Annotated in this window: 4 protein-coding genes; all 4 read right to left on the bottom strand. The window is 71.5% G+C overall.

Features of this window, described 5'->3' with window-relative positions:
* Position 1 precedes the first annotated feature (1 nt).
* Entirely contained in the window at positions 2–670 is a 669-nt protein-coding gene (locus A9977_RS06180) for a glutathione S-transferase (protein WP_259651835.1), read from the bottom strand.
* Positions 663–2,099, bottom strand: coding sequence for an aldehyde dehydrogenase family protein (locus tag A9977_RS06185; protein WP_183023995.1), 1,437 nt, complete (start codon positions 2,097–2,099; stop codon positions 663–665). The genes A9977_RS06180 and A9977_RS06185 overlap by 8 nt, the downstream gene beginning before the upstream one ends.
* Positions 2,100–2,303: 204 nt before the next feature.
* Positions 2,304–3,980: a ShlB/FhaC/HecB family hemolysin secretion/activation protein gene (locus tag A9977_RS06190; RefSeq protein ID WP_183023996.1), complete on the bottom strand. Its 1,677-nt coding sequence runs from the start codon at positions 3,978–3,980 to the stop codon at positions 2,304–2,306.
* Positions 3,977–22,804 (bottom strand): leukotoxin LktA family filamentous adhesin, encoded by an 18,828-nt coding sequence (locus tag A9977_RS06195; RefSeq protein ID WP_183023997.1) that lies wholly within the window; start codon positions 22,802–22,804, stop codon positions 3,977–3,979. Before A9977_RS06195 ends, A9977_RS06190 begins: the two co-directional genes overlap by 4 nt.
* Positions 22,805–22,922 lie beyond the last annotated feature (118 nt).

Consider the following 22,922-nt stretch of genomic DNA (forward strand, 5'->3'; position numbering starts at 1 on the left):
GCTAAGGAAATATCTGGCGCGCGGCACCCGGCGCCCACGGCGGGTACTTCTGCGTCGCTTCGCGCCAGGTCTCGCTCGCGGTCAAGGTCGCGAGCCAGTTCACCAGCGCGGGCCAGGGCTGCGCCGCGAACCAGTCGGCATCGACCTGCGCGAACTGGCGCACGAAGGGCGCGATCGCCATGTCGGCCAGCGTGGGCCGGTCGCCGAACAGGTGCGAGCCCTGCACCAGGCGCTGGTCCAGGGCCTGCAGGAACAGCGCGCCCTCGGCCCGCTGCTGCAGCGCATCGACGCCTTCGAAGCGGTTCGGGTACTTGTAGCGGTCGAGCTGCTGCTTGAAGGCGCCGTCGCATTGCGCGACCAGCGCCAGCATGGTCTCGGGTGTTTCCTTCGGCGGCTGCAGCCAGGCCTGCGGATCATGGCGCGCCAGTGCCCACTGCATGATGTCCAGGCTCTGGTCGATCACCTGCCCGCCGGGCAGCACCAGCACCGGCACCGTGGCCTTGGGCGAGGCCTCGATCAGCGCCGCGGGCTTGTTTCGCAGCACCACCTCGCGCAGCTCGCAGCGCGTGCCGCTCGCAAGCAGCGCGAAGCGCGCCCGCATCGCATAGGGGCAGCGCCGGAAGGAATAGAGCACCGGCAGCGCCGCGCTGCCCACGTCGGTCTCAGGCAAGGGTGTAGGCCGTCTTCACCGTGGTGAAGAACTCCTGCGCGTAACGGCCCTGCTCGCGCGGGCCGTAGCTCGAGCCCTTGCGGCCGCCGAAGGGCACGTGGTAGTCCACGCCCGCGGTCGGCAGGTTGACCATCACCATGCCGGCCTGGCTGTGGCGCTTGAAGTGCGTCGCGTACTTCAGGCTGGTGGTCGCGATGCCCGCCGACAGGCCAAACTCGGTGTCGTTGGCCGTGGCCAGCGCCTCTTCATAGCCCTTGACGCGGATCACGCTGGCCACCGGGCCGAACACCTCCTCGCGGTTGATGCGCATGCCTGCGCCCGACTCGCTGAACAGCGCGGGCGCCATGTAGAAGCCCTCGGTGTCGCGCTTCAGGCGCTCGCCGCCGACGGCCAGCACCGCGCCTTCGCTCTTGCCGATCTCGATGTAGCTCAGGTCCTGCTCGAGCTGGCTCAGGCTCGACACCGGGCCAATGTCCGTGCCCTGCGCCAGCGCGTCGCCGACCTTGATCTTCTCCATGCGGGCCTTCATGGCCGCGATGAACTGCGGGTAGATGCCGTCGGTGACGATCAGCCGGCTCGAGGCGGTACAGCGCTGGCCGGTGGAATAGAAGGCGCTCTGCACGCTGAGCTCCACTGCCTGCACGAGGTCGGCGTCGTCCAGGATCACCTGCGGGTTCTTGCCGCCCATCTCCAGCTGCACCTTCTTGTGGTTGGTGGCGCACTGGACCGCGATGCCGCGACCCACGCCCACCGAGCCGGTGAAGCTGATCGCGTGCACGCCCGGGTGCGCCACCAGCGCATTGCCGATCACGCTGCCGCGGCCCATCACCAGGTTGAACACGCCCGCCGGGATGCCCGAGCGGCTGATGATCTCGGCCAGCGCCCAGGCGCTGCCGGGCACCAGGTCGGCCGGCTTCAGCACCACGCAGTTGCCGAAGGCCAGCGCCGGTGCGATCTTCCAGGCGGGGATCGCGATCGGGAAGTTCCAGGGCGTGATCAGGCCCACCACGCCCACCGGTTCGCGCGTGATCTCGACGCCGATGTTCGGGCGCACCGAAGGCAGCGTCTCTCCCGACAGGCGCAGGCATTCGCCGGCGAAGAACTTGAAGATCTGGCCCGCGCGGGTGGCCTCGCCGATGCCTTCGGCGCGGGTCTTGCCCTCTTCACGCGCCAGCAGCATGCCCAGCTCTTCCTTGCGCGCCAGGATCTCGGTGCCGATCTTGTCGAGCGCGTCGGAGCGCGCCTGGATGCTGCCCGTGGCCCAGGCCGGAAAGGCCGCGGTGGCCGCGGCCACGGCCGCATCGACGTGCGATGCGTCGCCCTGCGTGTATTCGGCGATGGTGTCGCCCAGGTTCGACGGGTTCAGGTTCGGGCTGTAGCTGTGGCCCTTCTTCCATTCGCCGCCGATCAGGTTGTCGTGTTGTTGCATGGTCTCGTCCTCGGGTGGATGGGGAAGCGCGCCGGCATGCCGTGCGCGGGGGCGGTCAGGGGGGTCGGCAAGCTTAACGCGGGCCTGCGGCGAACAGGCTTCGCCCGCCCCCATCCCCCACGCCCGGGAGGTGGAATCGACGCTCGGCCGGCAGCCACGGGCTGCCGCAGCACGGTGCCCTGCGACGCCTCTTCCCGACGGCGGCTACAGCAGGCTGGAGATCAGCTGCACCGTCACCTGGTAGTTGCGATGGGTCTGCGGCACGTCGTCCAGGCCGTAGCCCAGGGTCATGCGCAGGCTGGTGCGCTTGCCGATCGCGGCGTTCAGGCCCCAGCCGATGCCGGTGAGCTTTTCGCTCGGCGCCAGCAGCGAGGCCGGCGGGCGGTAGGGCGAGGTGCGGCCGTGGTCGACGAAGAAGAAGCCGGTGGCGGCGACAGTCTGCGAGCCCAGCGTGGTGTTGACCAGCGGATGGTGCAGCTCGACGTTGAGCGCATAGCCCTCATCGCCCGAGAACGCGCCCACCGGATAGCCGCGCACGCTGCCCTCGCCGCCCAGGAAGAACTGCTCGCCCGAGGGCAGGTTCTTGTCGCGCGCCCACTGGCCGCCCAGGCTGGTGCGCAGCGAGAAGCCGGGCGTGAGGCCCTGGTTGTAGCGCACCGAGGCGCGGTCGACCTGGTATTTGATGCGCTCGAACAGCACCGTGGCATCGGTCCAGTACTTGATGTAGCTGGCGGTCACCGAGCTGGTGTCCGCGGCCCACTGCCATTCCATGCCCAGGCTGCGGTCCTTGCTGTCGGTGCGCTGCAGGAACACGTCGTCGATGTAGTTGCTGCTGATGCGCCGCTTGGTGCCCGCCACCACGTCCCATTGCGAGCTGGCATCGATCCACACCGGCTGGCGCAGCGACAGCACGTGCGCGCGCGAGTTGCCGGTGATGTTCAAGCTCGACAGCGCGCCGTACTTGATGGCCGTGCGGTCCTCGTAGAAGCCCAGGCTGAGCCGGCCGCCGTAGCGGTTGATCGGTATCGCGTAGCTGGCGGCGCGGCTGTCCTGGCCGCGGGCGCGCGTGTACGACAGCGAGACCTCGTCGCGCCAGCCCAGCAGGCTGCGGTTGCGGTACGACAGGCCGGCGCGCCATTCGCCGGTGAGCTTGCTGCCCATGTTGTCGACCGTGGCCAGCAGCTCATGCTTGGGCGGCTCGATCACGGCCACGCGCAGGTCGGTGGTGCCGAAGTTTTCGCCGGGCAGCAGGTCGGCCTGCAGCCGAACGTCGTTGGTGCGGTTGAACCAGACCAGGCCCTGCTCGAGCTTGTCGAGGTCGACCAGCTGGCCGGCCTGCAGGCCCAGGCGCGGCGTGATGAACTCGGCGCTGGTCGAGGCATTGCCCTCGATCAGCACCTTGCCCACGCGGCCCTCGACCAGGCGCACCTCGATCACGCCCGCAGTCACGTCCTGCTGCGGGATCGTGGCCAGCGCGGTGACCACGCCCTTCTCCTTGTAGAGCGCGTTCACGCGGTCGGCCAGCTGCTGCAGCTCGGCCAAGGTGACCTGCCGGCCGCGGTAGTCGGCGGCGATGGCCTCCAGCGCGGGCGCGGCCAGGATCTCCGACGGCGAGAAGCGGATCTCCTTGACCGCCACGCGCACGCCGCTGCCGGTGAGCGGCGCGGGCGTGCTCGGCGCGGCCGGCCGGATCAGCGGCTGCGCGGGCTGCTGCAGTTCGCGCTCGGCCTCGCGCCGGCGCTGCTCCGACTCGATCTGGCGCTGCTGCAGCGCGCCCGCATCGGCCGCCGGCGGCAGCACCAGGGGCGGGACAGGCACGGACTGGGCGGCGGCCTGGACAACGGCCAGGGCCGCCAGGGCCGTGACGGAAAAACGAATCATCGTGTGCACTCCGGAACAATGTTCTTGCTGCAGTCGCCGTCCAGTTTCACCGGCACGCCCGAATAGCGCACCGGCCGGAGGTCCTGCCCCTCGGTGCCCTGGCGGGCCTCGAGCGTGGGGTCTTCGCGCTTGCGCGCCACCGACAGCGCCAGCTCGCTGAACTCGACCGCGCTGCGGTTCAGGCCCATGTCGGCGATCTGGTCGTGCTCGGGGCTGCGGTAGATCACGAACGCGTCGGTGAACGCGTGGTTGTCGTACAGCGAGAAGCTGAAGGGCGCGCCGAAGGAGAAGATCTGCACGTCGGCACCCGGCTGGATGCTGCGGTCGTGCTGGTCGATCACTACATGGGTCTGCGGGTTGGTCACGGTCGCGCGGTCCACCACCAGCATGCTGTCGATCGCGAGCGGGCCGACCGGGTTGGTGATGGCCGCGGTGCGCGCCTTGAAGCGGTCGATCGCGAAGCCGCCCTGGCCCGACAGCGCCAGCACCACATCGCTCGCGGTGCCGCCGTTGAAGCCGGTGACCGTGCCCTTGACGGGCTTGGCGCCGCCGTAGATGTTGGCGTTCACGCGGTCGCCGGCCAGGTCGAACAGCGAGACCACATGGAGGCGGTCGGCCGCCACGCGGCCCGATGCGCGCATCACGACCGCATCGGCCGTGAGCGTGCCGGCCGTGGCGTTGCCGCCGGTCGACGACAACGTGAAGGTGCCGCCGGCCGAGCCCTCGCGCACGTCCACGTCGTGGCGTGCCTCGAGCGTGAAGTCTCGGCCCGCCTTGACGCGCTCCACCGCCACCTCGCCCTGCGGCGCGCTGAGCACGCCGTCGAGCGCCGCGTCCAGCGTGCCGATGCGCAGGTTGCCGGTGCGCGCCTTCGCGATCACGCTGCCCTGGGTGCTGGCGAGCGTGCCGGCCGTCAGGTGGCGGCCCGCATCCAGCACGATGTCGCGCTGCGCGCTCGCGGTGCCGATCGTCAGGTCGCGTCCCGTCGTGGCCTGGATGCCGCCGCCGGTGCTGGCCAGGGTCGTGGCCTGCAGGTCGCGTCCCGCGGCCAGCACGATGTCGCCACCGGCCGTTGCGCGGTTCACGCCGATGTCCTGCGCCGCCGCGATGCCGATGCGGCCGCCGGCCGTGGTGGCGTCGGCCTGCACCGAGCCTGCCGTGGCGCTCATGTCCACGTCGCCACCGGCTTGCGTGGTGCCCGCGACCACATCGCCGGCGTTGGCCGTGAGCGTCACGTCGCCGACCGAGGCGGTGGTGCTGCCGGTGCGCAGGTCGCCGGTGGCGGCGCTCGCGCGGATGTCGCCGGCCAGGCTGGACAGCGTGGTGGCCGCCAGGTTGCGGCCTGCGGCCAAGGCGATGTCGCCGCCGGCCGCGGCCGTGGTCAGCGCGATGTCGCGCGCGGCCGTGGCCTCGATGCGCCCGCCCGCGGTGGTGGCGTCGGCCTGCACCGAGCCCGCGCCGGCGATCAGCGCGACGTTGCCGCCGGCTTGGGTGCGGCCCGCGGCCACGTCGCCGGCATCGGCCACCAGCGTCACGTTGCCGGCCGTGCTGGTGGTGCGGCCCGTGCGCAGGTCGCCGGTGGCGGCGCGTGCGCGGATGTCGCCCGCTGTGCTGGCCAATGTGCCCGCCGTCAGCGCGCGGCCCGCGGCCAGCACGATGTCGCCGCCCGCGCTGGCCGTGCCCAGCGCGATGTCCTGCGCGGCCGTGACGTCGATGCGCCCGCCGGCCGTGGTGTCGGTGGCCTGCACCGAGCCCGCGGTGGCGACCAGCGCCACCTGGCCGCCGGCCTGCGTGCGACCGGCCGTGATCTGGCCCACGTCGGACTGCAGCCGCACATCACCGAAGGCGACGGTGCGGCCCGCATCAATGTTGCCGCCGGTGGACACCAGCGTCACGCCGCCCAGCGTGCTCTCGACCGCGGTGGTGGTGATCTGGCCCGTGGCCGTCAGCGTCGCGTTGTCGACGCTGGTGAGCTGGCCCACCACCACGTCGCCGCTCACCGCGAAGTCGGCGCTGCCGCCGGCCTTGGCGTCGAGGTGGCGCAGGCGCATCTCCAGCGCGTTGCCCTTGCCGATGTCGCCACCGGCCTCGATGGTCACGCCGGCCGCGGGTGCGGCGTCGGCCACGATGTCCAGGCGCGTGTCGCCGCCGTCGCGCACGTCGCCGCCGGCCTTGATGCGCACCGCGTCGGCCGTACCGTTGCCGGTCGAGATGCCGGTGATGGTGGCGTCGGTCAGCGTGTCGATGCGCACCGTGCCCACGTCGCCGCGCAGCGTGGCGCCGTCGGCCATCGTCAGTTCACCGGCCGAGAGCTTCAGGTTCGACGCCGTCGAGCGCACCGACGACGTGGCGGCCATGGCCAGCGTCAGCCCTGCGCTCAGGTCGACCGCGCCGGCCGCCTGCACCGCGCCGTAGAGGCGCAGGTCCGCATCGCCCGAAAGGCTGGCGCTGCCGCCGGCCGTGACGTCGCCGAAGTTCAGGTAGCGACCGCGCGGGCCGTTCAGGTGGATGTCCTGCGCGGCCTGGGCCGTGATGCGGCCCGTGGTGCCGGTCACGCCCACGTCCAGCGCGCCCGCGCCGGCCGCACCGATGTTGCCGTTGCGCGCTGTCAGGTCGATGTTGTTGGCCAGCACGTTGAGGCCGGTGTCGCCGATCGCGTCGAGGATCGAGCCCTCGGCCGTGAGCTTGGCGGTCTGGCGCGAGAACACGGTATCGACGTTGAGGTCGCCCTCCTCCTCGATCTCGATGTTCTCCGAGGCGCGCGCGGTCAGCGTGGCGCCGTCGCGCAGCTTGAGGCGCAAGGGCTGCGACTGGCCGGCGTTCACGCCGTCACCCGGCACGTAGCCGATGCCGCCGTAGGCCGCCTCGAGCACCAGGTTGCCGGTCTGCAGCGGGCCCGAGGTCGGGAGCGCGTTGGTGATCGAGCCGCGCACCTTGATGCGCGTCTCGCCCGTCACGTCGATGCTGCCCAGGCGCGCGCTGCCCATCGAGGCCAGGAAGGCCGAGCCGATGTCGGTGCCGGCCACGGGTGCGGCCGTGACCGAGGCGTTGAAGGCATCGAGCGCGCTAAAGTTCACCGGCGCGCGGCGCAGCACCGTGATGGCGCTGTCGGTCACCACGATGTCGGAGCGCTCGGCCGAGGCCAGCGCCACCTTCATCTCGTCGGTCAGGTTGCGCGGATCGATGTTGGTCGGCACCACCACCGCGCCCTTGGTCTCGCCGATGGCGATGCCCGCCTGCAGCGTCACGTTGCGGCCCGACACGTTGGCGCTCTTGACCACCGGGTTGGTGTTGGTCACGTCCTTGAGCAGGCCCGCGCTGATCGAGATGCCCAGCTCGCGGTCGGTCCATGAGGACTTGGCCAGGATCGCGTCGCGCTCGGCGGTGCTGGCCTGGTAGCGGAAGCCGCTGTCGTAGCTGGCGCTGAAGCCGCCCACCTTCTCGTTGAGCGCGTGGTAGCTGGCGGTGCGCTCGGTCTCGAAGGCGGCAATGGCCGCCGCACTCTGTTGCGGCGTCTGGCCGGCCACGGTCAGGCCCTGCCGCTCGGCGGCCGAGGCCTGGTACTTGAAGGCCGGGTCGTAGGCGCTGGCATCGGGCTGCGTGCTGCGGATCTGCCAGTACAGCTTGTATTCCTGCGTCAGGCCCTGCTCGTAGGACTTCATGGCCTGCGCCTGGTTGGCCTTGTTCTCGTCCGTGCCGGCGCGCAGGCCCGAGGCGTCCCAGAAGGCCAGCAGCTCGTTCCAGGTGCGGGTGTCGACCGACTCGATCGGGTTGTTGTCGATGATCCGGCCCGGCGCCTTGAGCAGCACGTCGCCGCCGGTGGACACCACCGTGTCGACCAGCAGGTGGCCGGCGGTGTTGCCCGACCAGGCCTGCGTCTCGATGCCGATGTCGCCCTGGGCCGAGGCCCTGAGGCCGAACAGGCCGCGCTTGGAAATGTCGTCGCTGTAGCCGACGTTGACCTTGAGCGGCGCCGCGATGCCGCCGATGGCACCGTTCTGCGATGTCAGGTCGACCCGGTCGCCCTGGATCAGCGAGGTGGCGGCGTTGGCCGCCACGATGCTGCCGTCGGAGCGCAGCGTGACGCGGCCCTTGCCGTCGAGCGCGCTGCCGCCGGCCGTGACGCGGCCCACGTTCAGCGTGCCCACGGTCTGCTCGACGTTGACGTTGCCCTGTGCGGCCGCCGCATCCAGCTTGCCGCCGTTGACCGCCACCGCGATCGCGCGCGCCGGGTCGGCGTTGAGCGTGCCGCCCACGGTGCCGGTGGCGTTGAGCACGATGTCCTTGCCGGTCACCAGCGCCGTGTCGTTGAGCTGCACGATCGAACGGTCGGCCGTCGACACGCCCGCCACCGGCGTCACGCCGCTGCCGGCGTTGACGGTGGTGGTGCCGCTGCTGTTGCGGATCTCGCCCTTGAGCAGCACGTCGGCCGCCGAGTTGACCGTGACCTTGCCCTGGTCGTAGCCGCTGAACTCGATGTTGATCTTGTTGTCGGCGGTGAGCGTCTTGGTCGTGATGGTCGTGGTCGGCGTGGTCTCGGTGAACTTCTGGTGGTAGTTGCCCGCGATGCACAGCGTCCACCAGTTGCAGGTCGACCACTCGTCGGTCTTGACCCACAGCGAATCGCCGGTCTTGTGGGTCTGTGAGTTCTGGGTGTACGGGGTCCCGGTCTTGCCCGTGTCGGTGTACAGGTAGGTGCCGTTGTCCAGCCGGTAGCTGTCCAGGATGAAGGGGCCGGACTGGCTGACCACCTCGCCGGTCGGGCCGGTGCGCAGGCTGGACGAGCCGAAGAACTGCGCGCCCTTGTAGTGCCAGTAGCTGATGGTCGAGTTGTCGGTGCCCGTGGTCCAGGCGTAGCGCAGGCCGGTCTGCGGCGCGTAGGTGGTCGCGCGGCCACTGGTGGCCAGCGTGTCGACCACGTCGTTGCGCGTGACCACGCCGTTCTCGCGCTTGTAGACCGTGTGCGTCTTGGTCAGCTGGCTGCCGTTGCCGATGCCCTGGATGTCGGTGATGTCGATGATCCCGGCGATGCCGCGGCCGGTGCCGGTGCTGTCCTTGCCGGTGTCGAGCCTGTTGATCACCACCGACAGGCCGGTCGGGTTGTTGACCAGGATCTGGCCGTAGCCGTCGAGCGCGCGCAGCGTGCCCGCGCCGTTGGTCGAGGTGTTCATGATCTGGCCGTACACCTGGATGTAGCCGCCGCTGACCTGCGTGCCGTCGAGCTCGAAACGGTTGTTCACCACGTCGTAGCTGGCGCCGATGTTGCCGTAGTCCGACACCAGCTGGTACAGGCCGCCGGACACGGCCGTGCGCGTGGCCCAGTCGGCGGTGTTGCGGTCGGCCTTGGCAAAGTCCATGCCGACCTCGAGCCGCTTGAGCAGCGCGTCGTAGGTCACGACGCCCGCCGCCACCGTGTAGGTGGTGTAGCGCAGTGCATCCTTGGCCGCGCCGGTGGCGTTGTTGTAGGCCGTGACGGCGTTGTCCAGCGAGGTCTGCGACAGGCCGAAGAAGCTGGCCGTGCCGGTGAGCTTGGGCGCCGCCGGCAGGTCGATCTTCCAGTCCTGGATGCCGCTCTGCACCAGGCTGTTGATGTTGAGGTAGCGCGCGCTCAGGAACACGCTGCCGTTGGCCACGATGCCGCCGCCCAGCGGCGTGCCGTTGTCCTTGATCGAGGCCGGGTCGCCGCCCACGTGGAAGAAGTTGTCCACGTAGCTCTGCACGAAGTCGCCGTTGTCGGCCTTGATGTCCACCGTGCCGGCGCGGATGCTGCCGTTCGACAGGATGCTGCCCGCAGCGCTCTTCACCGTGACCGAGCCGCGCAGGTTGCTGATGTCGCCCGCCAGCTCGATGTTCGGCGCCGGTGCCAGCACGGTGGCGCCGGCCGCGTTCGCGTCGTAGGTGCTGGTGATGTTGATGGCCGGCTTGGGCGCGGCGCTGGTGTCGCGCGTCAGCACCTGCAGCGCGCTCGCGCCCGTGCCGGTGCTGTTGATGGCGTTGATGTCCGCGCCCGAGTTCACCAGCACGCCGTTGAAGCGCACCGTGCCGCCGTCGTCGCTGTTCACCGTCAGGTTCTTGAGCTTGAGGAAGTTGGGCGTGTTGTTGACGATGTCGATCTGCGCATCGCCCGGCGCGTTGAGCTGGCCCGTGCCTTCGAGCACGTCGCCCGAGGTCCGGATGTTGCCCAGCTTGACCGTGATGTCGTTGACCGTGATGAAGTCCGCGATCGGCCCGTTGGCCGGGGTGGTCGACTGCTGGCCCAGCGTGCTGTTGAGCTGCACCAGGTTGGTGGCGGCGCTGGTCTTCTGGCCGATCGAGGTGTCGAGCGCGGTGGCGGTCTGGTTCACCACCTGCACATAACCGGTGGTGGCGTTGGCGAACTTGCCGGCCTCGGTGTCGATGGTGACCGCGGCGCTGGCGATGCCGTTGCGCGCCGCATCCGCATTGCTGCGCGCGGTGTTGATCGCCGTGACCACGCCGTCCTGGCTGCCGTCGCTCTTCTTGAACGCGGTGGCCAGCGCCGCCTGGTTGGCGCTGATGGTGGCGTTGTTGCTCGCGATCTTGGTCGAGGCGGCATCGATGGCCGCGCTCTGCGTCGAGACGCTGGTCAGCAGCGTCTTGATCTCGCCGGCCCGGGCCAGGATGCTGGCCTGGCGGGTGTCGATCTCGGCCTGCTTGGCCATGTAGGCGGCCGAGCCGTAGGCCAGGGCCTGCATGTCGGTGCGCAGCCCGCCGATCTCGCCCAGCAGCCCGTCGATGACCGTGTTCTTCTGCGCGATGGTCGTCAGCGCGTTCGTGTTCAGCGTGCGGTTCTGCTGGATCGCCGCCAGCTGCGTCGCGTTGTCGCCGATCAGCGCCTGCGTCGCCACGTAGGTGGCGTTGCCGACGCTGAAGTTCGCCAGCGACTTGAGCTGGGTGTCGATGCCGGCGTTGGTCGTGGCCAGCGTGCCGGTGTGGGTGACGATGCTGCCGGCGCTGGTGCCGATCTGCGTGGCCGAGCCGATGGCCGCGGTGGTCGTCGCCTGGATCAGCTGGCCGCTGCCGGTCGCCTTGCCGGTCTCGCTCATCAGCTGCATCTGGTACTGCTTGATCTGCGTCTCGGCGATCTGGCGCGGGCTCGGGTTGTTCCACTGGCCCGGGTTGATCAGCGGCTGGCCCGTGGCCGGGTCCAGCTTGATCGTGCCGTCGGGGTTGGTCGCGCCGCTGGCCAGGCCGAGCTCGACCAGCTTGAACATCAGGAAGTTGATCTCGGCCTGGTAGGCGCCGCGCGCCACCTCGTCCGACGCGTACTGCGACATCAGGCTGCGCAGCTTCATGATGCGCTCCTGGATGTCGGCGCCGATGCCCTTGCCCAGCTCGACCGAGTAGGTCACGCCCTTGCTGGCGGTCGACTTCATGCGCCACAGCACCTGCTTGCCGACCTCCACGTACTTGGCCGGATCGGTGGTCGGGTTGCCGGCCGTGTCCACGAACTGGCCCAGCTCGTTGGTCTGGAAGACCTTGGCATACACCGGTGCCGAGACCGGGTTGCCGGCCGCGTCGATGAGTTCGATCTCGAAGGTCAGCGAGGCGCGGCGGTTGATGCCGGTCATGGCGATGCCGTCGACGTGCACCACGGCGCTTCCCGTCGAGCGGGTCGAGCCGCCGATCACGTCGAAGGACACGTCGCCGCCGCCGAACAGGTTGCTGATGCCGCTCGCGATGGCGGCCAGCGCCTCACGGTAGAGGTCCTTGCCGATGCCCTTGGCATTGACGCTGACGATGCCCTTGTCGGCATACAGCGCGATGTCCTCGGCCGACTCGACCTTGCTGCCGGTGGCCAGGCTCACGCGTGCATTGCTGTTCACGTTGGCCTGCGCATCGGGGTCGGTGGTGATCGGGATCGCGGTCTTGTTCCAGAGGTTGACCGCCGCGTTGGCGTCGATGCGCGTGCGCGTGCCGTCGTAGCCCTGGCCGCCCGAGAGCATCACCGAGCCGTCGTCGGCGCGCAGCAGCGCGTTGGTGTCGACGATGGCCTGGTTGTTGCCGTTGTAGACCGCATAGGCGCGGCCCGAGGGCGCGCCCGCCAGGCCGTAGACGTTGGCCTGGGCCCGCGCGTCGAGCGCCACGGTGGCGTGCGCGCCGGCATTGATGTCGCCGTTGTCGCTGGTCACGCTCGCACCGTCGCCGAAGGAGACGGTGGCGTCGGCTCGGTTCACGTTCACGTTCGAGACCGAACGCGCCACCGAGATCAGGCCGCCCGAATCGAGCCGCACCTTGTCGCGCGCCACGATGTCATTGAAGGCGTCCATGTCCAGCCGCGCGGTGCCGGCCGAAGGCAGCAGCGCATGCACCTTGGCACCGGCGCCGATCGCGGCGGTGGTGATGTGCGAGATGTCGGTCTGGCTCGAGGCCGCGGGCAGGTCGATCACGCCGCCCGAGCCCGAGTCGACGTTGAAGCCTGCCGTGTCGCCGTTGCTGGAACCGATCCAGTCCTTGCGGCTGCTGTTGCTGGCGCTGAGCTTGATCTCGTTGGCCGAGACCACGCCGTTGTCGCCGATCGCGGCCGTGACCGTGCTGTTCACCGTGTTCACCGCCTTGGCGCCGCTCGCGCCCACCACCGAGGCGTTGACGCTGTTGACGGTGGCGTTGTAGTCGGTGGTGTGGCGCGCATCGAGCGAAACCTTCTTCGCCGCGATGCGGTGCGAGCCGTCGCCGCTGCCGGTGGTGGCCTGCGTGAGACTGGTGCCGGCGGTGGTGGCGGTCGCGGCCGAGCCCGCGATCAGGCCGCCGCTGCCCGAGATGGCGTTGGCGCGGTTGGTGTCGGTGCCGTCGGCGCTGAGCGCGAGCTGCGCCATCAACGTGGTGTTGGCGACCGGGGCCGCGACCTGGACGTTGTCGCCCAGCGTGGCCTGCGTCACCGTGTTCGAGGTGGCGCGCGCGTCGTTGAAGCCCGCCGCCACGATGCCGCCCGCGAAGCCCGAGGCATCGGCCTGCTGGCGCGTGTTGTTGAGCGCGTTCACCGCCGCCGTGCCGGTCAGCGTGAGCGTACTGCCGTCGCCCACGCGGCTGTTGACGCGGCTGTCGGTGTCGGCATGGGCCGAGGTCGCGGTGAGGCCGGCGAACAGCGCGCCCGAGGCGCCGGTGGCGTTGGCCGACACGTTCGGCCCGCTGCCCGCGAGCTGCTGCGCGGCCGAGACCGTGAGGTTGCGCCCGCTCAGTTGCGTGCCGCTGCCCAGGTAGGCGTCGACGCGCGAGACCGCCTCGGCCGTGGCCACCGCGGCGCCCGCGGCGGCCGTGAAGCTCAGGTTCACGCCCAGCGATTCGGCCTGCGCGCGGGTCTTGCCCGTGGCTGCGATGCGTGCGTCCTCGGCCAGCCGGATGTCGCCGCCGCTGACGAAGGCGCTGACTTCGGGCGTGGCCTTGGCCGTCGCCACCGAGCCGCTCAGCGCCAGGCCCAGGCCGGCCGCGGCCGCCACCGCATGGCTCTGGGCCTGCACGTCGGATGCCGCCTCGACCGTCAGCGCGCGCACCGCGTCGCCGGTGGCTGCGCCGATCTGCGCGCCGCTGCCGATCGAGGCGCTGGTCGAGCCGTCGATGACGCTGCGGGCGATCGATGCGCCGGCCACGTAGGCGCCGACGCTGGCGCCGTAGGCTTCGGCATCGAGCGAACGCGTGTCGGTGGCGTTCACCAGCACCTCGTCGGCCTTGTGGATGGTCAGGTTGTTGCCGATGGCCGCGCGGGTCACGCTGTCGTCGGCCAGGCTGGCGTAGGCCGCGTTGAGCGCGACCACGCCGCCGGTGCCGGCGAAGCCCAGGGCCTGCGCCTTCTCGGCCAGCGAGGCCGTCACCCGCAGGTCGCCGCCCGCGCTGACCGTCACGTTGTTGCCCACCAGTGCCTGGTTGGCGAGTTGGAAGTTGGCGATGCCCACGCCGGCCCCGAGGCCCAGCGCGCCGACCGACACCGCGCCGGTCTTCATGCCGAAGTCCAGCGTGCCGTGCGCGTTCACGCCCACGTCGCGGCCGGCCACGAGCACCGCGCCGTCGCCCACCTGCGCCGCGTTGCCCGAAGGCTGCGGCGCGCTCAGCGAAGAAGAGATGCTCACGGCCGAGCGCTTGCTCTGCGCGGTGGCCGCGATGTCGCGGGTGCGCGCGTCGTCCGATGCGGCCAGCATGCGGCCCACCGTGTCGTCGCTGGCCTGCGCATCGGCTTCCTGGTTCACGTTGCGCGGGTTGCCCGCGTGCGAGAGCTGGTCGGTCGCGTCCTGGCTCAGCGCCTCGCCGATGCCGTAGACCGCGATGCCGCCGGCCAGGCCCACCAGGCCGCCCGCGCCGCTGACCACCGTGGTCGTGTAGTCCTGGCGGCTCAGCGCGTTGACGCCGATGTCGCGCGCGGCCGTCACCTTCGCATTGCTGCCGATCGAGGCCGTGGTGCGGTTGTTCACCGTGCCCACGTCCACCGCGCCGGCCAGCGCGCCCGCGCCCAGCGCCAGCGAGCCGGTGACCACCTGCGAGCGCAGCTGGTTGCGCGCGCTGACGTTCACGTCCTGCGCGGCGTTGGCGCCGGCGTTGGCCTGGTTGATCTTTGCGTCGTTGCCGATCGAGGCCTGGGTGTCGGAGCGCACCGACTCGACCGAGATCGCGCCCGAGATGCCCGCATAGAGACCGGCCGCGCCGCTGGCGACCACGGTGAACAGGTCTTCCGAGGAGGTGGCCTGCACCTGCACGCCACGCGCATCGGCGATGGTCGCATCCTCGTCGCGGCCGCTGAAGGCCGTCATGTCGTTGCCCGTGCCCTTGCCCAGCGCGTTCACCGTCACGCCGTCGCCGATGCCGGCCTGGGTGGTCTTGGTGAGGCTGCTCACGCCCACGGCCGCACCCACGCCGGCCGCGCCAATGCCCGCTGCCGCCGCGCCCGCGACCATGTCGGTCTGGGTGTCGTCGCGTGCCGCCACGCGCACGTTGCCGCTCGCGTCGATGCGGGTCGTGCCCGCGCCCACCAGCGCCTGCGTGGTGTTGGCGATGGACACCACCGCCACCGAGCCCGCCACCGCGACCGTGCCGGCCGCCGACAGGCCCACGCCCATGTCGAGCACCTGGGTCTGGCCCTCGGCCAGCACCTGCACGTCGCGCGCGGCCTTGACCTGCGCGCCCGAGGCGATGGCCGCCTGCGTGGTGTTCTTGCTCACGAACACGTCGGCGCCCGCCCCCACGGCCACCGCGCCCGCGCCCGAGGCCGCACCGGCCAGGCCCAGGTGGAACTGCTCGTTGCCGGCCGCGACGCGCACCGATTGCGCGGCGTCGGCCACGTCGGCCGTCTGGTTGATCTTCGCGCCGGCGCCGATCTGCGCGCGCGTGTCGGTGTCGACGGTGGACACGTTGGCGCCCAGCGTGATCGCCGCGGCGCCCGCGCCCGCGCCCGTGACCGCATAGGCCTTGACGCTGTCGCTGTTGGTGGCCGTCACGCCCAGGCCCTGCAGGGCCTCGGTGCGCGCGGTGGCGCTGCGCTGCTGCGTGAGCGCCTTGAAGGCGTCGCGCCCGCCGATGCCGTTGCCCTGGGCGTCGGTCGGCGCCAGGCCGCCCTTGGTCACGCGGCCGTCGCCGGTGATCGCGCCGCCGTAGGCGATGTCGTAGTGGCCGGTGGCGGCCTGCAGCGCCGTGCCGTAGCCCAGCGCCTGCACGTTGGCGTTCTCGCCGATGCGCGCCAGCGTGGTCTTGTCGAGCACCACCACGCCGGCCGCCGCGCCCACCGCGGCCGAGCCGCCGGCCGCCGCGCTGCCCGCGATCAGGTCGACGGCGGTGCGGCCGTCGGCCGCCACCAGCGCGTTGCCGCGCGCGCGCAGCGTGGCGCCGTCGCCGATGCGCGCCTCGGTGTCGGTCTTGAGCGTGAAGACCGCGGCCGAGCCGGCCAGGCCGGCCGAACCGCCGGCGCCGAAGCCGATGCTGCTCAGGCGCAGGTCTTCCTGCGAATTGGCCTTGACCGTGAGGTTCTGGCCGGCCTCGACCCAAGCGTTGCCGCCGATCCAGGCCTGCGTGGTCTTCGACAGCACGCCCACGTCGCCCGCGGCACCGCCGCCGACGGAGCCGCCGCCGCCCGCGCCCGCCACCACGTCGAACACCGTGGTGTCGTCGCTCGCGGACACGGCCACGCTCTGCTGGCCGGGCGTCGCGCCCTTGTTGAGCTGCACGCCGTCGCCCAGGTAGGCCTGGGTCTGCGCGTTGAGCACGTTGACGATGGCCGAGCCGCCCACCGCGACCGAGCCCGCGCCCGCGGCGCCGACGGCGAAGGTCTTGAGGTCTTCCGATGCCGCGGCCGCGACGCGGGCCGCGCCGTCGACGCGGGCCTGCACACCCTTGCCGACGAAGGCACGGGTCTCGTTCTCGATCGTGTGCACGGCCGCGGCCACGCCCACGCCGACCGAGCCGCCCACCGCCACGCCGCTCACGATGTCGAACACCGACAGCGCGTTCTTCGCATCGAGCGAGAGATTGCCGCCGGTCTGCACTTTGGTGGCCGCCGAGTCGGCGATGTAGGCCTGTGCCGTGTTCTTGGTGGTCAGCACGTTGGCCACCCCGGCCACGGCCACGTTGCCGCCGGCCGCGCCGCTGAAGCCGATCAGGTTCACGTCCTGCAAGTTCGTCGCGCCCAGGCGGATGCCGCCCGCGCCGTTCACGTCGGCCCCGGTGCCGATGTGGGCGCTGGTGTCGTTGTGGCTTGAGACCACCGCGCTCGACACGCCCACGCCGACCTTGCCGCCCAGCGCCGCCGCCGCGGCCAGCGAGGTGGCGCCGGTGTCGTTGAGGCTGGTCAGCGCGACCTCGCCGGTGGTGACGACCTTGGCGCCGTTGCCGATCGCGGCCTCGGTGGTGTCGGTGAACACGTTGACCGCGAAGGCGCCGGCCACCGAGACGTTGTCGCCGGCCGCGCCGGACACGGCCTCGGTGTAGTAGTTGGTGCCGCCGATCAGCGGGCCGCTGGTGAGGCGGTCGGGCAGGTTCTTGATGTCGTCCACGCCCGAGACCTGCAGCGACACGCCGGGCGTGCTGACCTTCAGGTTCTGCGCGTTGAGCGACAGGCTGGCCGCATCGACCTGCGCGTTGTCGCCCAGCGTGGCCTTGTACTGGTTGTTCGAGACCACGGTGGCCACCGAGGCGCCCACGCCCACGGTGCCGGCCTTGGCCGCGGCCCAGGCCTTGGCGCCCAGCAGGCTGGTGTTGGTCGCGTCGAGCCGGATGTTGCCGGCCTGGTCGATGCGCGCGTTGGCGCCGATCGAGGCCAGCGTCTGCGCGTTCGACACCGCGACCGCGAAGGCCCCGGCCACGCCGACCTTGCTGGCGCCGGCGCCGGCCACGCCCTCGGCCGCGAGCTTGCGGGCGAAGGCCGGCGAGGTGTTCTGCGTCGAGGCGGCGGTGACCGACAGGTCGCCCACCTTGGTGACGTGCGTGTTGTCGGCCAGCGAGGCCACGGTGCTGTTGTTGGCGATGCTGATGCCCACGCCCACGGCCACGCCGACCTGCGTCTTGGCATCGACCGCATCGCCCGCGCCGCGCGCACTGAAGTTGCTGTCGTTGTTCGCGGCCACGCTCATGGCGCCGCCCGCGGCCAGTGTGCGGCCGCCGGTCACGGCGGCCTGCACGTCGTCGTCGAGCACGTTCACGCCCACGGCCGCCGCGATCGCGACCTTGCCGCCGCCCTGCGTGCCCTGGTTGGTCTGGCTGTTCTGGTTGTTGGCGAGCGTCTTGCTGCTGGTCGCGCTGTCGGCCTGCGCCTTGTTGTCGTCGTAGGTCTTCGAAGCCTGCGAGCCGCCGGCGCTGGCCGTGGCGTCGGCCGTGTAGGCGCGCGTGGCGCTGGCCGTGAGTGCGAGCTTGCCGCCGGCCGACAGGTCGCGGTCGAGCACGGCCTGGGTCTGGCTGTTGCTGGTGATCACGCCCGCGGCCGCGCCGATCGCGGCGGTGCCGGACTTGGCCTCGCCCTTCGCGGTGGCGGTGTGGGTGCCGCTGCTGGTGGCCTGCAGCGCCACGTCGCCGCTGGCCGCGACGCCCGCGCCGGACTGGATCAGCGCCTGCGTGCTCTGGTTGAGCGTGGTCACGGCCACGGCCGCATCGAAGGCCAGCTTGCCGCCGGCCGCGCCCGAGGTGGCCTGGGTGTCGCTGTCGACGGCCGTGGTGGCCGCGACGGCGAGGTCGCGCGCGCCCGTCAGGCCCGCGTTGGTGCCCAGGCGTGCCACCGCGGCCGCATCGATCAGGTTGAGCGCCACCGAGACGCCCACGCCCACGCTGCCGCCCGAGGCGCCGCCGGTGGTGGTCGGCAGCGCCTGGGCCACGGCCTTCACCCGGTCTTCGGCCGTGAGCGACACGTCGCCGCCGCCGGCCTGCAGGGTGGCGCGCTCGCCCACCAGCGCCTGGCTCGCGGTGTTCGCGAGGTTGAGCGCCAGCGAGGCCGCGATGCCGACCTTGCTGCCGCCCGCGCCCGATTCGGCCTTGGCCTCGATGTCGTGCTGGCGGTCGCCGGCCACGTCGGTCATGGTGGCGCCGACCGCGATGCCCTTGGCGCGCACCGTCGCGTCGTTGCCGATGCCGGCCAGCGTGGCCGACTTCACCTGGTTGACCGAGGCCGCGGCGCCGATGCCCACCTGCGCGGTCTTGCCGACCGCCGTGCCGTCGGACTTGGCGCTGGCATCGGTCTGGCCGCTGGCGGCCAGTTCGAAGGCGCCGGTGGTCGACACCGTGCGGTTCGCGGCCACCGAGGCCGTGGTGTTGGCGTCGATCACGTTGACCGCCACCGCGGCCGCCACCGACACCTTGCCTTCGCTCGACGCCGCCGAGGCCTTGCCGCCGGCCGCGTTGCCGGTGGCCGTCTGCTGCTTCGCGCTGCCGACCTTGGCCTGGGTCTGCTGGGTCTTGCCGTAGGCGAGCTGGTTGTCGACCTTGTCGTCGACCGTGGCGTCCTCGACCTTCTTGCCGTCGGCACCGGTCTTGCCGGCTTCGTCGTCGGACTTGCCGCCCTTGGAACTGGCGGTGGCCGTGGTCGTGTGCCGGGACGAGGCCGTGGCCTTGAAGCGCACGTCGCCGGTCGCGTCGAGGATGTCGCGCTCGGTGGTCGCGCTGGTCACATCATTGACCAGCGCGATGCCGACCGCCGCGCCGATGGCCGCGCTCTCGCCCACGGCGCTGCCCTTGGCGGCGGTGGTCGTGACGTTGCGCTGCGTGGCCGAGACGCTGACCGCGCCCGTGTTCTGCAGCGCCGCGCCCGTGCCCAGGCGCGCGCTGGTGGTGTTGTTGAGCATCGCCAGTGCGAGCGCGGGCGTGATCGCCACGCCGCCGGCCGAGCCGGCTTCGGCTTCGGTCGCGGCCTTGTGCGCGGCCTTGGCGTCCAGCGACACCGCCCCGCTGCCCGCGAGCGTGGCGCCGTCGGCGATCTCGGCCGTGCTCTGGTTGCCCGTGATGTTCACCGCCACCGAAGCGCCGATGCCCACCTTGCCGCCGCTCGCGCCCTTGTCCACCGGCACGGCCTTGGCCGTGATGTCGGTGTTGTTCTCGGCCGCCAGCGCCACCGCGCCCGTGCCCGCATCGACGTTGGCGCCGCTGCGCACCGCGGCATCGCTGCGCGTGTCGACCAGGTTCAGCGCCAGCGAGCCGGCGATGCCGACCTTGCTGCCGCCCGCGCCCGAAGCGGCCTCGGTCTGCACGGTGTGGGTGCTGTCGCCCGCCACGTCGGTCATGCCGGCGGACAGCGAGAGACCGTTGGAGCGGACCACGGCGCCGCCGCCGACGATCGCGTCGGCCACCGAGGCCACCTTGTTGACCGACACCGCGGCACCGATGCCGACCTGCGTCGTGCTGCCTGCGGTCTTGCCATCGGCATCGGCCTGGGGCAGCGCGCTGCCGTCGCTCACGACCTTGGCGTCGGTGTTGTTCGAGGCGGAAAGCGTCAGGGCGCCCGCCGATGTCACGTCGACCGGCAGCTCGGCGCGCGCGGTCGCGTTCTGCAGGTTGACGCCGACGGCCGCGGCCACCGAGATCTTGCCTTCGCTGGTGCTGGCTGAGCCCTGGCCGTCCTTCTGCGCCTGCACGGCGTTGCCGGTCGAAGCCTGCTGCTTGCTGTCGCCCACCTTGTTGGCCGACTGCTTGTTCTTGCCCAGCGCAAGCTGCTTGCCGATCTTGTCGTCGACGCTCGCGTCCTCGCCGCCGCCGGCCGCACCGGCGTCGTCGGCCTGGTGGCCGCCGCTCGCGCTGGCCGTGGCCGAGACCTCGCTCGCGGACGCGCCCTGGGCCTTGAACGTGACCTGGCCCTTGCCCGCGCCCGAGGCGCCGTTCGCGACGATCGCGCGCGCCGTCGTGGCTTCGACCAGGTCGTCGACCAGCGCCACCGCCACGGCCGCGCCGATCGCGGCCTTGCCGCCGACCGCGCTGCCCTTGGCCGTGGTCCGGGTGGTGGCCGATTGCGCGGCGTTCAGCAGCAGGTCGCCGCCGAGCGTCAGCGGCAGCTTGCTGCTCGCGCCCAGGCTGGCCTGCGTCGTGTTGTTGGCGATCGAGACCGCGACCGAGGGCGTGATCGAGATGCCGCCTTCGGAGCCGGCTTCGGCTTCGGTCGTCACCGCATGGGTGCCGCCCGCGTCGAGCGCCACGTCGCGCGCGCCCTGCAGCTGCGCACCGTCGGCCAGCTGGGCCAGCGTGCGCGTGCCCACCACATTGACCGCCACCGAGGCGCCGATGCCGACCTTGTCGCCGCTCGCCCCGCTGGCTGCGGGCGTGGCCTTGGCCGTGCTCGCGCTGGCGTTGCGCGCCGTCAGCGCCACGTCGCCGCCCGCCCCGGCGAGCGTCACGTTGGCGCCGCCGCGCAGCGCGGCGGCGGTGGCGCTGTCGATGGCGTTCACGGCCAGCGCGCCGGCCACGCCGACGTTGCTCGCACCCGCGCCGGACACGGCCGTCGTGGTGAAGCTGTTGACCGGCGCCGCGGCCGCCATCGAGGCGCTGGCGGACACGCTGCCGGCCTGCAGCGTCTGGGCGATCGCTGCCTCGTTGCTGAGTTGTGCGAGGTTGATGGCCACGGCGGCGGCCACGCCGGTGGCGCTGTTCGTGGCGCTGCTGTCGGCAGCGACCACCACCGTGTTGCCCTCTTCGCTGCGCAGGCCCACCGCGCCCGCGACCTTGGCGGCCTGGCCCGAGGCGAGCAGGGCCTGCGTGTGGCTGCTGAGGTCGCTCACCGCGACCGCGCCCGCGACCTTGATGCCCTCGCCCGGCGCGCTGTCGGCGGTGCTGGCGTTGTCCTTGTACTTGGCCAGCGTCTGGCTGCCCTGGCTGCTGCCGCTGTCGTCCTTCTCGGCACCCTGGCTCGCGGCCTTGGCCGTGACCGTCGCGGTGTTGCGCGAGGCGGCCGACAGGTCGAGCGCGCCCGCGGTGATCGCGGCTTGGCCGTCGATCACGGCCGAGGTCGTGCTGTCGATCACGCTCACGGCCACCGCGGCGCCCGCGGCGTTGTTGCCGGCGGCGGCCGCATCGGCCACCGAGGTGGTGCTGACCGTGTTGACGGCCGCGAGGCCGAGCTTGCCGGTCACGGCCGCGGTGCTGGTGTCGGTCACGCGCACCTGGGCCAGGCTGGTCACGTCGGACACGGCCACGGCCGCATCGCCGGCCTTGTTGGCCAGCGCCGAGGTGGGCGTGGCGTTGGTGCTCACGCTGGTGGTGGCGCCCAGCAGCGCATCGCCGCCGACCGTGAGCTGGCTGCTGCCGCCCACGTTCACCGTGGCGCGCGCATCCACGCGCTGCACGCTGGCCGCGATCGGCGTGGTGAAGGTGGAGGTGGCGACCGTGGTCGTCGCCTGCGCCGTGAGGTTCTCCAACGTGCGCAGCTGGCTGCCCTGGATGTCGATGCTGGCCGCGGCTTCGGCCTTGGCCAGGCCGCTGGTCACGGCCAGCGAGGCGTCGGTCAGCGTCGACGTGGCCGACAGCTCGATGCTGGTCGCGAGCATCTGCGCGCCGTCGAGGTTGATCGCCGCCTTGCCGCCCTGGGTCTGGCTGGCGATGATCCGGATCCGGCCTTCCTGCTCGACGATGCCGGTGGCCACCGAGAGCCCGTTGGCATTGACCACGTCGCTGAAGTCGGGCGCGGTGCCCAGGAAGCGCGCGCCGCTGTAGATCGCGCCGCGCACGTTGATCGCGCCGGCGCTCAGCACCACGCCGTTGATTGCGTTGACGCGCCCCAGGATCGAGACCGTGCCGTCGGCGTTGAGCGGCGCGGTGCCGTTGAGCAGCTGCTGCACGTAGTTGGCATTCGGCCCGTTAGCGCCGAAGAAGCCCTGCACGAAGGCCGCGGTGGGCGTGCTCACGTTGAGCGAGCCCACGTTGACCACGCCGCCCGCGCCCACCACCAGGCCGTAGGGGTTGGCGAACCAGACGTTGCCGCCGATGCGGCCGTCCTTGATGCCGTTGAGCACGCCGTTGATGTCGGTGCGCGCGTCGCGCACGATGTTGATCAGGTTGGTCGCGCCCGTGGGCACGTGCAGGTTGGCGATGTTCCCCGCGTCCACGCTGAAGCGGCTGAAGGAGTTGAAGGCGTTGCCGCCGTTGACCGTGGTGGTCGTGATGTTGACGGCGTTGACCGAGGGCTGGCTCAACTGGGTGTTGGTGCGCCCGTCGATCACGATGCCGTCCAGCGGCCCCGCCATGGCCGGCGGCATCACGCCGGCCGCGCTGCCCAGCGTGGCGGCCAGCAGCGCGGCCAGGCGCTTGCGGCCGATGCCGCCCTTGCTGCGGCCCTTGGCGTTTTCCGCCACCGCCACCCACATGCTGAGCGCCTCGTTCCAGACAATACGGTAGACGCGGTTCATCGACGAGTGGCTGTGCATGGGGGATGTCTCCAGGAGGCACGACCGACGGACCGCGCCGAAAGCAAGCGTTACCTTTGCGGAAACAAAGGTAAAAAGATCCCCTAGATGTAACCTTTTTCTAACAAAAGCACAATCT

Origin of the sequence: Variovorax sp. UMC13 (assembly GCF_014170375.1) — a bacterium.
Lineage (GTDB): Bacteria > Pseudomonadota > Gammaproteobacteria > Burkholderiales > Burkholderiaceae_C > Variovorax.